Origin of the sequence: Microbacterium sp. PI-1 (assembly GCF_004337555.1) — a bacterium.
Classification (GTDB): domain Bacteria; phylum Actinomycetota; class Actinomycetes; order Actinomycetales; family Microbacteriaceae; genus Microbacterium; species Microbacterium aurugineum.
The window spans coordinates 77,834-92,634 of sequence record NZ_SJYZ01000013.1 but is presented as its reverse complement, the minus strand read 5'-3'; the positions used below and the strand labels follow the sequence as shown (position 1 = coordinate 92,634).

15 protein-coding genes are annotated in these 14,801 nt (G+C 70.8%); 6 read left to right on the top strand and 9 right to left on the bottom strand.

The genetic code is table 11. The annotated features are described in order from the left end of the window. Nucleotides 1-9 precede the first annotated feature (9 nt). The 4 genes from E0W80_RS12345 to E0W80_RS12330 are packed head-to-tail and all read left to right on the top strand — an operon-like array spanning nt 10 to nt 3,570. Complete coding sequence (locus tag E0W80_RS12345) at nt 10-1,002, top strand: ROK family protein (RefSeq protein ID WP_240740521.1); 993 nt, start codon at nt 10-12, stop codon at nt 1,000-1,002. Next, complete coding sequence (locus tag E0W80_RS12340; protein ID WP_131492880.1) at nt 999-1,943, top strand: 1-phosphofructokinase family hexose kinase; 945 nt, start codon at nt 999-1,001, stop codon at nt 1,941-1,943. Before E0W80_RS12345 ends, E0W80_RS12340 begins: the two co-directional genes overlap by 4 nt. Then, the gene (locus E0W80_RS12335; RefSeq protein ID WP_131492878.1) at nt 1,940-2,794 is read left to right on the top strand and encodes a class II fructose-bisphosphate aldolase; all 855 of its coding nucleotides are present in this window, start codon (nt 1,940-1,942) and stop codon (nt 2,792-2,794) included. The genes E0W80_RS12340 and E0W80_RS12335 overlap by 4 nt, the downstream gene beginning before the upstream one ends. After that, the gene (locus tag E0W80_RS12330; protein WP_131492876.1) at nt 2,794-3,570 is read left to right on the top strand and encodes a DeoR/GlpR family DNA-binding transcription regulator; all 777 of its coding nucleotides are present in this window, start codon (nt 2,794-2,796) and stop codon (nt 3,568-3,570) included. Before E0W80_RS12335 ends, E0W80_RS12330 begins: the two co-directional genes overlap by 1 nt. Before the next feature lie 249 nt (nt 3,571-3,819). On the opposite strand, the gene E0W80_RS12325 is transcribed toward E0W80_RS12330, so the two are convergent. The 4 genes from E0W80_RS12325 to E0W80_RS12310 all read right to left on the bottom strand — a co-directional run bounded on the left by E0W80_RS12325 (nt 3,820) and on the right by E0W80_RS12310 (nt 9,217). Next, nucleotides 3,820-6,270: a CHAT domain-containing protein gene (locus tag E0W80_RS12325; RefSeq protein ID WP_131492874.1), complete on the bottom strand. Its 2,451-nt coding sequence runs from the start codon at nt 6,268-6,270 to the stop codon at nt 3,820-3,822. A gap of 189 nt (nt 6,271-6,459) precedes the next feature. Beyond that, nucleotides 6,460-8,028 carry a S8/S53 family peptidase gene (locus E0W80_RS12320; RefSeq protein ID WP_131492872.1) on the bottom strand — a complete coding sequence of 523 codons (1,569 nt, stop codon included), beginning with the start codon at nt 8,026-8,028 and terminating at the stop codon, nt 6,460-6,462. A gap of 56 nt (nt 8,029-8,084) precedes the next feature. Further along, on the bottom strand, nt 8,085-8,540 hold the full coding sequence (locus E0W80_RS12315) for a hypothetical protein (RefSeq protein ID WP_047523872.1): 456 nt from the start codon (nt 8,538-8,540) through the stop codon (nt 8,085-8,087). Continuing rightward, nucleotides 8,537-9,217 carry a sigma-70 family RNA polymerase sigma factor gene (locus tag E0W80_RS12310; RefSeq protein ID WP_240740520.1) on the bottom strand — a complete coding sequence of 227 codons (681 nt, stop codon included), beginning with the start codon at nt 9,215-9,217 and terminating at the stop codon, nt 8,537-8,539. Before E0W80_RS12310 ends, E0W80_RS12315 begins: the two co-directional genes overlap by 4 nt. Before the next feature lie 67 nt (nt 9,218-9,284). On the opposite strand from E0W80_RS12310, the gene E0W80_RS12305 reads away from it, so the two are divergent. Then, complete coding sequence (locus E0W80_RS12305) at nt 9,285-9,503, top strand: hypothetical protein (protein WP_131492870.1); 219 nt, start codon at nt 9,285-9,287, stop codon at nt 9,501-9,503. A gap of 29 nt (nt 9,504-9,532) precedes the next feature. Here E0W80_RS12305 and E0W80_RS12300 read toward each other — a convergent pair whose 3' ends face one another. After that, nucleotides 9,533-10,831, bottom strand: coding sequence for an MFS transporter (locus E0W80_RS12300; RefSeq protein ID WP_131492868.1), 1,299 nt, complete (start codon nt 10,829-10,831; stop codon nt 9,533-9,535). Between the two features lie 74 nt (nt 10,832-10,905). On the opposite strand from E0W80_RS12300, the gene E0W80_RS12295 reads away from it, so the two are divergent. After that, nucleotides 10,906-11,499, top strand: a complete 594-nt coding sequence (locus tag E0W80_RS12295; RefSeq protein WP_131492866.1) for a helix-turn-helix domain-containing protein — start codon at nt 10,906-10,908, stop codon at nt 11,497-11,499. Nucleotides 11,500-11,504: 5 nt separating this feature from the next. Here the strand turns inward: E0W80_RS12295 and E0W80_RS12290 are convergent, their stop codons facing one another. The 4 genes from E0W80_RS12290 to E0W80_RS12275 form a co-directional block, all read right to left on the bottom strand. Further along, a complete protein-coding gene (locus tag E0W80_RS12290; protein WP_131492864.1) occupies nt 11,505-12,614 on the bottom strand; it encodes an aromatic acid exporter family protein in 1,110 nt (369 codons plus the stop codon). Nucleotides 12,615-12,762: 148 nt separating this feature from the next. Beyond that, entirely contained in the window at nt 12,763-13,449 is a 687-nt protein-coding gene (locus E0W80_RS12285; RefSeq protein ID WP_131492862.1) for a hypothetical protein, read from the bottom strand. Continuing rightward, a complete protein-coding gene (locus tag E0W80_RS12280) occupies nt 13,449-14,363 on the bottom strand; it encodes an ABC transporter ATP-binding protein (protein ID WP_131492860.1) in 915 nt (304 codons plus the stop codon). The genes E0W80_RS12285 and E0W80_RS12280 overlap by 1 nt, the downstream gene beginning before the upstream one ends. Continuing rightward, complete coding sequence (locus E0W80_RS12275; RefSeq protein ID WP_131492858.1) at nt 14,360-14,749, bottom strand: GntR family transcriptional regulator; 390 nt, start codon at nt 14,747-14,749, stop codon at nt 14,360-14,362. The genes E0W80_RS12280 and E0W80_RS12275 overlap by 4 nt, the downstream gene beginning before the upstream one ends. Nucleotides 14,750-14,801: the final 52 nt, after the last annotated feature.

The following is a 14,801-nucleotide window of genomic DNA, read 5'->3' as shown; positions in this document are numbered from 1 at the left end:
GAGCCGACCATGACCCGAGCTGACGGGGCCGACGCCGTTCCCGACGTGGTGCGCGACGCCACCGGCGAGGCGCTCTCGGCCGTGCGGACGCTCGGCGCGGGGGCGCCGGTGCTGGCGTTCGACGTCGGCGGCACCGACATCAAGTCGGCGCTGTTCGATGCGAATGGCTCCGCCCTCGGACTCCGTCGTACGCCCACACCGATCGCGGACGGTGACCGCACAGAGGTGCTGCTCGAACGTCTCGAGGTGCTCGCGGACGAGCTCCGTGCCGCACATCCCGACGTGGTGCCCCAGGCGGTGGGGCTCGTCGTTCCGGGAATCGTCGATGCGGAAGCGGGGCTCGGGGTGTTCGCGAGCAACCTCGGCTGGCACGACTCCCCCTTGCGTGACCTCGCTGCCGAGCGCCTCGGTCTGCCGGTCGGGTTCGACCATGACGTGCGTGCGGCGAGCTGGGCGGAGCGTCGCCTCGGCGGAGCCCGCGACTACGCCGACGCGGTCGTGCTCGTGATCGGCACGGGGATCGCCGGGGCGCTGCTGATCGGCGGGATCCCCCACACGGCCGGCGGGTACGCGGGGGAGATCGGTCACTCGCCGATCGCCGACGGCCCGATCTGCGCCTGCGGAGCGCGGGGATGTCTGGAAGCCGTCGCCTCCGCCGGGGCGATCGCCCGACGCTACCGTGAGGCGACCGGCGTCACCCCCGACGGCGCGAAGGATGTGATCGCCCGAGCCGCGGCCGGAGACGAGGTCGCCGCGGAGATCTGGGATTCCGCCCTCGATGCGCTGACGATGTCGCTCGCACAGCTCACCGCCGTGGTCGCTCCCGAGGCCGTGGTCATCGGCGGCGGGCTCTCGCGCGCCGGCGGTGCCCTCTTCGACGAGCTGCGCACACGCCTGGCTGCACGCCTCAGCTTCCACCGCCTTCCCGTCCTCGTGCCCGCCGAGCTCTCCGGGAACGCCGGTCTGCTCGGCGCCGGCCTGCGTGCCAGGGAGCTCACGTGATCCTGACCGTCACCCCCAATCCAGCTCTCGACCTCACCTGGCGGGTCGACCGCCTCATCGAAGGCGGCACGCACCGTGCAGACGCGGGTGCGGCCCGAGCGGGAGGCAAGGGGCTCAACGTGGCACGCGTGGCCCACGCCGAGGGGGCGGACGTCCTCGCGATCACCACGACGGGCGGACGGGTCGGTCAGGAGTTCGCGGCCGAACTCGGTGCCAGCGGCGTTCCGCACGCCCTGGTGCCCGTCGTCGCCGAGACCCGACGCAGCATCGCCGTGGTCGACGAGTCGCTCGGCGACACCACGATCATCAACGAGCGCGGCAGCAACCCGACTGACCCCGAGTGGGCCGCCCTGCTCGCCGAAGTCGTCGAGCGGCTCCCCGGCACACGGGTGCTGGTCGTCTCCGGGAGTGTGCCACCCGGCGCCCCGGATTCCCTGCTCCCCATGCTCATCGCGGTGGGGAGGGACGCCGGTGTGCCGGTCATCGTCGACACGTCCGGTCCCGCGCTCCTCCGGGCGGCGGACGCCGGTGCCACCGTGCTCAAGCCCAACGCGGCAGAACTCGTCGAGGCCACCGGCATCACGGATCCGGTGGCGGGTGCGCGGTCGCTGATCGCCCGCGGCACCGAGCTCGTGCTGCTCTCGCTCGGCGCGGAGGGGATGCTCGCCGTCACGGCATCCGCGCTCGTGCACGCGCGCCTCGACGAACCCCTCGCCGGCAACCCGACCGGGGCCGGTGACGCGGGTGTCGCCGCCTGCGCCGTGCTGTACGCCGAAGGCGTGCGCGATCCCGAGCAGATCCTGCGCCGGGCCACCGCGTGGTCCGCAGCCGCGGTGCTGACGCCCCTCGCCGGGGACATCTCGCCCCGCTGGACCGAGCTCGAACAGCAGCTCTTCCTCTCGTATCCCGACCCCGCTTCGTTCCGGAAGGACCCTTCGTGACCCTCGTCTCCGCTCGCGACCTCGTCTCTGTGGCTGCTGCCGCCGGGACCGGCATCGGCGCCTTCAACGTGATCCACCTCGAGACGGCCGAGGGGTTGGTGCGCGCCGCCGCGCTCGCTCAGCTGCCCGTCATCCTGCAGATCTCGCAGAACTGCGCCGACTACCACGGCGGGCTCGAGCCCATCGCACTGGCCACGCTCGCCATAGCCCGGCGCGCCGAAACCCCCGTGGCGGTGCACCTCGACCATGCCGAGCGGCCGGAACTGGTCGACGAAGCCATCGCGCTCGGCTTCGGGTCGGTCATGTTCGACGGCGGTGCGCTGCCCTACGACGACAACGTGGCACTCACCGCCGCCGTCGCCGCTCGTGCTCATGCGGCCGGCGCGTACGTCGAAGGCGAGCTCGGCGAGGTGGGCGGCAAGGACGGTGCCCATGCGCCGGGTGTGCGCACGGACCCCGACGAGGCGCGGGCCTTCGTCGCCGCGACCGGGGTGGATGCGCTCGCGGTGGCGGTGGGATCCTCGCACGCGATGACCGATCGCACGGCCTCGCTGGACCTCGAACTGATCGGTCGCCTGCATGAGGCGCTGTCCGTTCCCCTGGTCCTGCACGGATCGTCCGGAGTCGCGGATGGCGTGATCGCCGAAGCCGTGCGTGCGGGGATGACCAAGATCAACGTCTCGACGCACCTGAACGGGTTCTTCACCCGCGCGGTGCGCGAGAAGCTCGGGGCGGATGAGCGGCTGGTCGACTCGCGCAAGTACCTCGCCCCCGCCCGCGACGCACTCGCGGAGGAGGCTGCGCGGATGCTCCGGCTGTTCGCGCTGCAACCCGCCGGCGCGGTGTCCTGATGAAACGCGCTGCCCGGCTGAACGCGATCCTCGATCTCCTCGCCGCGAGCGGAGAGGTCACGGTCGACGAGCTCGTGGAACGGTTCGGCGCGTCGTCGGCCACGACCCGGCGCGACCTCGACACGCTCGCCGAGCAGCGTCTGCTCACTCGTACGCACGGTGGTGCCGTGGCGCAGACCGTCGCCTACGAGCTGCCCATCCGGTACAAGAGCCATCTGCGCACGCACGAGAAGGCCAGCATCGCGCAGGTCGCGGCCGGTCTCGTCGCTCCAGGCATGGTGGTCGGGCTCTCGGGCGGCACGACCACGACGGCCATCGCCGCCGCGCTCGCCGCCCGCGACGACCTGTCGGGGAACGGCGGCATCACGGTCGTGACGAACGCCGTGAACATCGCCGCCCAGCTCGCCACGCGGCCCGATATCAAGGTGGTCGTGACCGGCGGGGTCATCCATTCGCGCAGCTACGAACTCGTCGGGCCGTTCGTCGAGCAGCTCCTCCGGGGGGTGCGCCTCGACATCGCGTTCATCGGCGTGAACGGGATGGACGCGGTCGCCGGTGCGACCACGCAGGACGAGCGCGAGGCCGCGGTGAACCGGATGATGGCCGAGCGTGCTCGCCGCGCGGTCGTGGTGACCGACGCCAGCAAGCTCGGTGTGGAGGCCTTCTCGAGCGTCGGCGGCGTCGACCTCTTCCCGACCGTCATCACGGACGCGGGGGCCGATGCCGAGGTGCTCGCCGGCCTGCGCGCCGCCGGGTACGCGGTGCTGGTCGCCTGAACCCCGGACACCCTGAGGGCCCCGACGTCCCCAGATCGTCGAGGCCCCTTGAGGGTGTCGCGGCGGTGTGTGCCGCGTCATCCTCGAGCAGATGGTGTCCGTGTCGTGTTTCACGCTCCCCAGCGCGCATGATTCCCCAGATCCGACTGCGCCTCCCTCGCGCCTCTCCCTTCGAGGCCCTTCGCATGGCACCTTCCGAAGAACAGGAGCACGCGGCGTCCGTTCTGATACACCGATTGGAGAAAAAGGTCAGAATCCATCGCCGTGGCACTGGAACGGCGCGGTGTGGCCGGTGTCGAGGGCGGCCCGCGTGAGCGCATCGGCGGGAGCCGCGCCGGCGGAGAGACCGGTGTGCACGGCGCTCAGCAGTTCTCCGGCGACGTCATCCGGGACCGCGACGGGCGCGGCGATGACGCAGTCGGCACCCGCGTGGAGCCAGACGCGGGTCATGCCCAACGCCTCCTCGCCCCAGCGCACCGAGGAGCGGCCGAGTTCGCACGCCGACAGGATCACCGTCGCGGGGACGCGTGGGATCAGGTCGACGTCGTAGCCGAAGAGGGTGCCGTCGACGAGCTCGAAGCCCGAGAACAGGGGGTTGTCCACCGCGTGCCGGCCGTGCGCCGCGATGTGCAGCACGTCGGTGCGCGCCGCGAGTTCGGTCACAGCCGCGACGGTCGCCTCCGTGCCTTCCAGGATGTCCGGCGTCCGGTCTGCGCCGCGCCAGGCTGCCGCTGCCCGCGACACCTCATCTCCTGCCCGAGCGACCCGCGGCCCGGCGGCGAAACCGATCGACCGCGGAGGAGAGTCGCCACGTGCGGGTCCGCCCAGCAGGCGCGACACCGACGTGGCGAGCGTGAACGGTACGCCGATCATGCCGGGCAGCATCGCCCACGGCACCCCGGCGAGGGCGCCCGGAACGGTGATCGCCAGCCGATCCGCGGGAGGCGCTGCCCGAAGCAGGGGAGTGAGCACCTCCGCATCGAGGAGTGCCAGGCGGGAGGCGAGCGCCCGCTCCGTCACCGCCCCCATCAGCCCGCCACGAGTGAGCGCGGCCATGTCGAGGTCGGCGCGGAGACCGTCGAGTGCCGCCTCCACGCGCGCCCAGGACAGGTCGACGACCGTGGCTCCCGAAGACGCCACGACGATGCCGTGCAGGGTGGAACCCGTGAACACGTAGGAGAGCACCGTGGTGCCGGGAGCGAGTCGCGCTGTCGCCTCCGTGAGGTCGAGTCGTTCGCGGGTGCCGCCGGACCCGGTCATGGTCCACTGGCGTTCTCGCACCCGGTCGCGCAGGGCCCGCACCCTGGCATCCCTGGTCCAGTCGGCGCCGGCGAGCTCGGCGCGCAGCATCCGCAGTTCCGCCAGATCGACGGCGAGGGATTCGTCATGCGGAGGCCGGACCGGTGCGACCTGCTGGCTGAGGTGTCGTGCGCGTTCCGACCACTCGAACAGGGTCTCCGGTTCTTTCAGTCTCGCCGCGGCGGAGAGCCCCGCGAACATCAGGTCACTGCCGTGCATGGCCACCGACGCCTGCAGGTCGAGCGCACCGAAAGACTGCTGCCAGGTGGTGAGGAGGTCGAGTCCGGCCGCGGCAGCACGCAGCGCCTCCCGGTCGCGTCCGGCCGAGGTGGCTCGCGCAGCCCGCACTTCCTGGGCGCGAAGGCGGAGCGGGGTCGGAGCGTTCTCGTCGAGCCGGGGCAGGCGCCCGCGGCCGTCTCGGCGGGCACTCAGCCGCAGACCGGTCGCCTCGGTGCGGAATCCTGCACGGTCGAGAGCCTTCGCGACGCGGTCGAACTCGTCCGCATCGATCGCGCGTTGCGGGTGGGCGCGCTGCCCTGCTTCCAACCGCACGGCGTCGGCGCGGGCCGCCCATCCGTGGTTCGCGAGCGCGGTGAAGCGCCGCGCCGCAGTCCGGGCCGCCCGCTCCGCGGCGGCGGGGTCGTGGCGAAGGAGCGAGCGGGCGAGATGGAACTCGGCTTCGCCTCTGGCCTGCCTCATCCGCTGCGCCCCGAACTCGGCGGCGACCTGGGCGAGCAGCGCCTCCGCCTCGGTGGTGAGCCCCGCATCGCGGAGCACCTCGGCACGATCCAGGTCGCTGATCGCCGCAGCGAGGTCGCTGATCGCCGCGAGTTTCGGGCGCGAACGGGTCATCTGCGTGAGGGCGGTGACGAGGTCGCCTCCGAGGAGCGCCGCATAGCCGAGGTTGTGCCGCGCTTCGGCGAGCGGGCCCTCGTCGTCGTTCGCCTCGTACACCGCGACGGCGCGACGCAGGTCCTCGACGCACGTCTCCAGCTCGCGCTGCTGCATCCGCACGACGGAGCGGTTCAGCAGGCAGTTCGCGAGCTCGGTCGTCTCGTCGCCGATCGCCGTCAACGTGTCGATCGCGCGGGTGAGCATGGCCTCCGCCTCCGCGAGTCGGCCGCCGTGCATGAGGAGCGTGCCGAGTTGACCGCTGAGCACCGCGATCGTCTCGGGGCGCAGCCCGGAGCGCCCGAGGGCGTTCCGGCACAGCTGCTCGGCCGCCGCGGGCTGCCCCTTCTGGGCGAGGACGTACGCCACCGTGCCGTCGATCCGTGCGCGCAGGTCGGGGTCGTCGGTGCGCGCCGAGGCGGTGTCGAGCGCGCGCCGCGCCTGTGTGAACCTCCTCGCGTTCGCCGCCTCGACGCCACGTCGGTGCAGCTCGATCGCGGACAGGGGCATCGCTCCAGAATGCCCTGCCGTAGGGCCGTCCCGCTACGGATGTCGGGAGAACCGGCCGCACATCAGTGACGGATGTCGGGAGAACGGACGGATGTCGGACGTGCGACGGCGTGTCGCCCTGCCATCCGTGAATCGCCCCGACATCCGTACCGCGAGGCGGTGCGGGCGGCGCGGGCGGCGCGGGGCACGTCAGTGCGGGTCGACGGGAGTCGGGAGGGACTTCAGGACGGCGGCGACCGCCTTCGCGGCGACGCCCGGCGTGACGCCCCCGATCGGTACGGTGCCCAGCTGTGCGGCGATGCGCCCCGCGACGTACGGCGCCGAGAACGACGTTCCGCTCCACACCGCGAACCCGCCCCGGTAGTCGTCCGGGTCGATCGTCTCCCGGCGAAGGCCGTCGACATCCGCGCGGGAGGCCGCCTGGGTGCCGCCGACGAACGCGGGTGAGGTGCTGACCACGGCGGCACCGGGCGCATAGGCCTGCACCCACGGCCCGATGTTCGAGAACAGCGCCACCGATTGCGCGGACGGATTCAGCGCCCCGACCGACACGAGCGGTGCATTCTGGTCCGAGGGGATGCCGTTGTCCGCGCCCGGCCAGGGCCAGAGCGACGCGGGGAAGGAGGGGCGGTCGATCGCGTCGTTGCCCGCGGAGCAGACGACCACGCAGCCGAGTTCCCGGGCTTTGGCGAGCAGCTGGAACAGGGTGAGGCTGAACAGGCCGTCGGTCGGTGTCTCGTGGTAGTAGCTGAGCGAGAGGTTGAGGACGTCGATCGGGAAGCCGGTCTTCGGGTCGGCGCGATGGCGGCTGAGGAGCGTGACGACCTGCGCGATCGTCTCCAGCAGGGTGCTCTCGTCGATCACGCCGAGAGCACCGGCCACGCGGATCGACAGGATGTCGGCGTCCGGCGCGGTCTGTCGCACGAGTCCCGCGATGAAGGTGCCATGCCCTGCGACCGCGTCGATCTCGCCGTCGAGCTGCCCGTAGAGGTCGGGGTAGCGTTCCGGGTCGGCATCGTCCGTGAGTCCCACCGGCACCCCGTCGAGGTCGATCGTGCGGGTGACGATGTCGGCGGGAAGCCAGGCATGCTCTCCGCATCCGGTGTCGAGCACCGCGACCACGGGTCGACGCCCGCGTTTCGGGGCGGCACCGCGCACGGGCGCCGGGCCGAGCCAGGTCACCGGCTGTCGTGCCCCTCGTCCCGGCTCGAGGTAGTCATCGCTGCCTCCGGCCGCGCCCGCGCCCCGGATCGGGTTGGTGCGAGTGAACGGATTCGTCCGCGTGAAGGGGTTGGTACGGGTGAACGGATTGAGCCCGACCGGGTCGATCGACAGCACGTGATCGAGGCTGGTGCGCGGCATCGTCGAGCGGGACATGCGGCGGGCGCGCTGGAGCACCCGCCAGGCGTCGGGTGCCACGGGCGATTCGCCGCGGACCGGTTCGTCGGGAGTCCGCAGTCGTGCGCGCAGGAAGCCGGGAACGCCCGGAACCAGTTCGCCGTCGACCGCCGAGCGGCTGCCGTCCTCGATCTCGAGCTGCCAGCCGAAGGTGTCCGCCGCGTCACGCAGCGTGCGCACCTCGCGGTCGTAGGCCTCATCGTCGCCGAGCGCGCGGGTGATCAGCAGTCGCTCGGGCAGGTAGGCCGTCGGATAGGCGCGGATCCCGTCCACCGGCTCCGTGCTCGGATCGAGTGCCGTGCCCCGGCGGATCGATCCCTCTGCGCGGTCCTGCCAGGTCCATCCCTTGGGCTGCTCCATCGTCATCCTCTCGGTGCGGGTCTCCCCGCGGCATCATCGACGGGCGGTGCCCGCGGTCACAGCTCGAACTGCGGGGTCGCGAGCGTACGCGTCTCGTCCCCGATCTGGGTCGTCAGCCGCACGCGCGTGAGCCCGGGCGGCACCTCGTCGAATACGAAGCGCCCCGTCTCCTCGGGCGCGGTCGATCGGATCCGTTCACCCTGGGTCAGCACGATCTCCGCCGCCGCGGTGTCGACCCACCCGTCGACGCGGCGCCGACCGGACGCCGTCCGTGTGACGTGCAGCAGGATGCTCGTCGAGCCGTCGCTGAACTGCAGGGTCAGCGCATCGGCCTCGCCGCGCACCGCGCCGAGCTCCCCTTCGACCAGGGTGAGCAGCGCGTATTCGCGGTTCAGACCGTCGGCGGCGACCGCCGCGACCATGCGGTCGATCAGGCCCGCCGGCATCGGATCGACCTCGCTCCACAGCGTGCGGAGTCGGGCGAACATCTGGGCGTCCTCGTGCTCGGTCATGCGAGTCCCCCTGTCTGCGCCGCCGGTGGCGCGTCCAGCAGGTCGCGCAGCTTGGCCAGGCACCGGTTCCGTGTGGGGCCGATGCTGCCGATGGGCATGGCGAGGTCGCCGGCGATCCGGGCGTAGTCGGGTCGGTCTTCGAAGGCGATCACGCGCAGCAGCTTCTGACAGCGCTCGTTGAGTCGGCGCACGGCCGACCAGAGCCGACGGTTCTCATCGCCGCGCGCCGCGTGCTCTTCGGCAGACGCCTGCTCGGGAAGAAGGGTGTCGAGGTCGTCGGTGTCGGTGGTGTCGACGCGTCCGTGCGCTTTCGCGACCTTCCAGGCTTCGCGCCGGGCGGTGGTGGTCAGCCAGGCGGAGACGGCGCGGGGGTCGCTGATCGATTCATGCCCGCGCACCAGCTGCAGCCAGGTCGTCTGCACGACGTCTTCCGCGAGCGTGCGTTCGAGCCCGTACGCCCGCACCACGTGCCACAGCACGGGTGTCATGAGATGTACGAGCTCGTCCATGGCGCGACTGCTGCCCTCGCGCCATGCATCGAACAGGTTCGCGGCGCGCTCCCATCGGGAGAGCCCGTCGTCCGAGGCAGGATCGAGCGCAGCGCCGGGTGCACCGTCGATCATGAAGCCCATTGTGATCACACCTACCAGGAGCACGGCAAGGGCTTTCTGATACATGTCCGAGTCCAAAAACCCTCGCTCCGCCCCGGTCGGCGGCCGCGGCGGAGGCGGATAGCGTTGAGGGGTGACTCTCCTCGCCGTTCTGCTCTTCCTCAACGCCGCCTTCAACGCCGTCGTCTGGCCGCAGTTCTACAAGCGGGTCGCCAAGGATCCGCGGGCGCGGGACGAGAACGGCAAGGCCACGCCGTTCCTCACGGTGCACGTCGTCCTCATCGCGATCGCCCTCGCGCTCGCCCTCGCCTCGGTGATCGCCGGCATCGCGGCTCTCGCCGGCGCGCTCTAGACGCTCCGGCGCCCCGATCCGCGAAGGAGTCAGGCGGATTCGAACTGCTCGGCGTGCGTCGCCCAGCCCGACTCGACGGGCAGGGCCCGCAGTGCGCGGTTGCCGACCGCGAGGATCACGGACACCAGGCACAGCGCGGCGCAGATCAGCAGCGTCCCCTCACGTCCGATCCAGGCGAGTCCGAATCCCGCGACCAGAGGGGCGAGCGGCATGGCGCCCATCGCGAGCACGCCGGCGGCGCTGTTGGCGCGACCGAGGAGTGCGCTCGGGGTCGCGACCATGAAGTAGCCCAGCATCGCGGCGTTGAGGGAGGGGAGCAGCAGGACGGATGCGCCCAGCACGAGCGCGATGGCCCACGGCTCGGCGACCGTCGACAGTGCGACCGCACCTCCCGCGACCACGGCGAGTCCCGCGATCGTGAGCACTCCGGCCCGGATGCGCGGCACGAGCATCGGTGCGCAGGCGGCGCCGACGAGCATCACCGCGCCGATCGACGCGGAGAGGGTGCCGATCACGAACTCCGGGTAGCCCTCCTGCTGGAGTGCGTAGATGACGGTCGTGATCGCGGCGTTGAAGCCGAGGTTGATGATCGTGGTGATCAACAGCACCCCGCGGAGGTCGGGGCGGGAGAACAGCCACCGGAACCCCTCGCGCAGCTCGGCCCACGCGTTCGGCTTCCTCGCGGCGGGGGCGGCGGAGTCGTCTTGCGCGGCACCCTCGTCGACCACCCCGGCGCGGCGGGCCTGGCGTCCGAGCACCCAGGCGGTCAGAGCGGCGATCGCGTGGCACAGGGTCATCGCCACGCCGACGAGCCATCCGCCGACGCCCAGGAGCAGACCGCCGAGGGGGCCGCCCGCGAGCTGGAGGGCCGCATCCCGTCCCTGGTTCGCGGCCTGGGCGCGCCCCATCGCCTCGTCGGGCACGATCTCCTTGATCGCGCTCTCGCCGGCGACGTCGAACAGACCGCTGCGTGCGGCCAGCAGGACGTCGATCACGAGGAGCGAGCCGAAGGTCAGGGCGTCTCCGAGGGCGAGGAGGGTGAAGCCGCCCGCGAGCACGATGCCGATCACGGAGCCGAGGAGCATCAGGGCGATGCGCCGGTGTCGATCGGCGAGCACGCCGCCGGCGAGCGTCATCAGCAGACGCGCGATCATGCCCGCGCCACCGATGATGCCTGCCTGGGCGGGGTCGTTCGTGACGATCAGGGCCAGCAGCGGGATCGCGAAGCCGAAGAGTGCGGCGGCGAGGCCCTTGCTCGTGTCGCTCACGAGCCAGGTGAGATACCGCGTGTTCTGCCAGAGGCGGTGCGGCGCGGTCCGGGTGGTCATGCGTCGAGATTAGATGCGCAAGAACAATTGCGCAAGCATCATTGCGCAATTTACCGCGCGGGTAGGATCGGCACATGACGGAGGACGGCGCGAAGAAGGGCACGAGCGAAGATCCGGTCTGGATGACGACGGCCATGCTCAAGGCCTACTCGCATCCGCTTCGGCGCCAGATGATCCGCCTCTTCTCGCGGCGCGACTTCCTCCGTGCCGCCGACATCGCCGCCGAACTCGGAGTGCCCGCCAACAGCGCCAGCTTCCACCTGCGCGCGCTCTTCGAGGCCGGTCTGATCGAGGAGGCGCCCGACAAGGCCCGCGATCGGCGGGATCGGGTGTGGACGGGGCGCAACGGCGCGCTCAATGTCGGCGGCCCGGAGAGCCCGGTCGCCGACGACGAGCTTCGGCTCGCGGTCGTCGCCGCCCTGGTCGAAGACCACCAGGATCTGGTGCGACGCGTCATGGCGTGGACGCCCGAGTACGTCGCCGGACGCACCACCGAAGTGCACGCCTCCTTCACGCAGCGCACCATCCGCTTGACCCAGGCCGAGTTCGAGGAAGCCATGGCGAGCTTCGGCAAGGTGCTGGATGCGGCGGGCGAGGCGCACGACAGCAGTGATCCGGATGGCCGCTACTGGCAGCTGGATCTGATCGCCGCCGACGACTCCATCTGACGCGGCTACGCCGGCTCCGTGCGGGGAGTGCCGCTCAGGATCAGGATGCGACGCAGGTGCATCGTGGTGAGCACCCCCGGCCCCATCGTGCGACGCACATCGACCGTGCGTTCGTCGATGACCTCCAGGAGGATCCGGATCGCCCGTGCCGCGTCCTCACGTGCGCGGTGATCCTCACTCGATGACGCATCGCCCCGTGCGATCACGTCCGCCACCGCATGGCAGGCGGCGGAGAGGGGCTCGGGCAGCGCGGCGTCGAGGGTGATGCCCGCGGGTCGGTCCCAGATGGTGTCGGCGATCCCGTCGGCGATGTCGCGGATCAGGTGGGCGATGCGATCGAGCGCGGCGAGCTCCGCATAGCTCGCCTGAACGCGGGTGCGATGCCCGCGCGCGCGAGGGTTGCCCCGCCGGCTCTCCTCGGCCTCCGCCAGCGCCGCCCGGAGCTCGGCCGAGGTGTCGGCGAGCGACTCCGCGTCCTCCGCCCACTGCTCGTTCTCGGGAGGCCACGACGTGGAGACCGCCGAGCCGATGTCGTGCAGGTGCGTCGCCAGCTGCTCCCGGAACGCCGCCAGCTGCCCCGCCGCGGCCACGGTGAGAGGCGCCGGGGCGATCGCCACGTTCACGACCAGCCCGATCACCACTCCGACCGCGGTCTGCGTCAGGTACCCGAGCGAGTAGTCGTCGGCGTTCTGCCCGCCGATGATCAGCACGAAGAGCGCCGCCATCGGCACGTACTCGCGTCCGGCCCCGAACCAGCCCGTGCCCGAGAGCAGCACCCCGATCGCGACGACGAGGGGGATCGTCCACCAGTTGGGTCCGACGGTCAGCACGACCACGGTGGCGAGTCCGATCCCGGTGGCGAGTCCCAGGAGCGTCTGCAGGCTCGACCTCGCGGATCCCATCAGGGTGGGGTACATGCTCACGAGCGCGCCGAGGGGTGCGTAGTACGGATACTCCTGCGTGACTCCCGGCATGTGCGGAGCGATCAGCCACGCGAGTGCCACTGCGAGGGCGGTCTTGGCCACCAACAGCAGCCGCGCCGGACGGACCGCGTCGTGCAGGGCACGGGCGATTCCGACGCGTCGCGCGGGGAGTCGGGGTCGGCTCGGGGTCACGGCATCTTCTCCTCGGACGGCGGACACCGCGACAGTATGCGGTCGACGTCGTGCCCGCGACAGGCTTGCGTCGACGGGCACGCGCCGGTAGCGCGCGAAGACGCCGACCGCCCGAGGAGGGCGATCGGCGTCGACGGCGGGTGGATCGCTAGGGGATCGCCCTCCGGAAGGCGAGGAACGAGACGCCCATCAGAACTGCGGTGGCCACGAGGCCCCAGAGCGCGAGGCCGACGGCTCCGAGGTCGCCGATGCCAGCCCCGACCTGGCCCCACAGCTCGAGCCGGGTCACGAGGTAGACCAGGCCGACGAGTACGAGCGCCAGCGTGATCCACACGATCGTCAGTACCATCAGGCCCCAGCTCTTGTAGATCGTGGCTCCCGTGAACCCGACCACGAAGAAGAACAGTGCGAGGGCGAAGTAGACGACGAACGCGCCGAGCGGGCCGGCCTCCCACAGCCACGGGAGGTAGAACAGCCAACCGTTCACGCCGTAGCCGTTCGTGGCGACCTCGATGCCCCCGCCGATCAGGAACAGGACGCCCATGAACGTGCTGGCGAGGACCGCCGTGAGCATCGTGCCGAAGAAGAACTCACGACGCGTGATGCTCATCGCCTGGGAGAACGGGAAGGTGAGCGTCATGGCCGAGAGGCCGATGGCGAAGAAGTACCAGAGGGGTGCCTGACCGCCGCCGCCGTACTTGGGGGAATCGCCCGGGATCATCGCATAGATCAGCACCGAGATCAGGGTTGCTCCGGCGAGGACGATCAGCGGGACCCAGATGAAGGTCTGTCGATTGATCATCTGCAGGCGGATGACGTTGAGCGTGCGTCGCATCAGCGCACCTCCTCTTTCGTGGTGGCCGATCTCGGGGAGCCGGCCTCGGCCTTCTGGGTGAGACGCACGATCAGCTGCTGCAGTGAGACCGGGGCGAGGTCGAGTCCGGAGGCCGTGATCTCCGCGCGCTCCTCGGCCGACACTGTGCCGAGGACGGTGACGGAGGCCACGCGGCCCAGCGCCTCGCGGTGCAGCACTTCGCGGTCGCCGACCCAGGCGTCGACCTTCGCGGCGTCGCCCACGACGGTCACGGCGCGGTCGCGCACGGCATCCGTGTCTTCGTGGAGGAGGATCTGACCGTTGTCGATCACGATCACCTTCTCGATCAGGTTGGACACCTCATCGATCAAGTGGGACGAGAGGATGACGGTGCGCGGGTGCTCGGCGTAGTCCTCGACCAGACGGTCGTAGAAGATCTGCCGGGCGACGGCGTCGAGGCCGAGGTAGGGCTCGTCGAAGAAGGTGATCTCGGCGCGCGAGGCGAGTCCGATGATGACCCCGACGGCCGAGAGCTGACCGCGGGAGAGCTTCTTGATCGTCTGCTTCATCGGGAGTTGGAACTCGTGGATGAGCTCATCGGCGAGCGCCTGGTCCCAGTTCGGGAAGAACAGGCTCGCGGCCTTGAAAGCGTGCTTCGGATAGGCGTCGTCCGGGTACTTCTGGCTTTCGCGCACGAAGCAGATGCGGCTGAGCACGTGCGCGTTCTCGTAGGGGTGCTCGCCGAACACCGTGACGGTGCCGGAGGACTCGAAGTTCTGCGCCGTGAGGATCGACATGAGGGTCGTCTTGCCGGCGCCGTTGCGGCCGAGCAGGCCGTAGATCGCGCCTCCCTCGATCGCGAGCGACACATTGTCGAGTGCTCGCTTCTCCTTGTAGCGCTTGCTGAGGTTCTGCACCTCGATGACGGTGGTCATGCGGGGGTCTTCCCTTCTGCGTCGGTGGTGTGTGCGGCGCGCTGCCGGAGCAGGTCCGCGAGGTCTTCGGCGCCGAGCCCGAGCGTGCGGGCTTCGGCGAGGAGCGGGTCGATGTAGCGGTGGGCGAAGGCGGCGCGGCGCTCGCCGAGGAGCAGGTCCCTGGCGCCTTCGGCGACGAACATGCCGATGCCTCGGCGCTTGTAGAGCACTCCCTTGTCGGTGAGCATGGCGACTCCCTTGGCTGCGGTGGCGGGGTTGATCCGGTAGAACGCGGCCAGCTCGTTCGTGGAAGGGGCCTGCGCCTCTTCGGCGAGCGAGCCGTCGACGATCGAGTCCTCGATCTGCTCGGCGATCTGGAGGAAGAGCGGCTTGCCTTCTTCGATCACGAGTCCTCCGCGTGGTTAGTGGGTTACTTACTCGACTAAGTAACCATAGAAC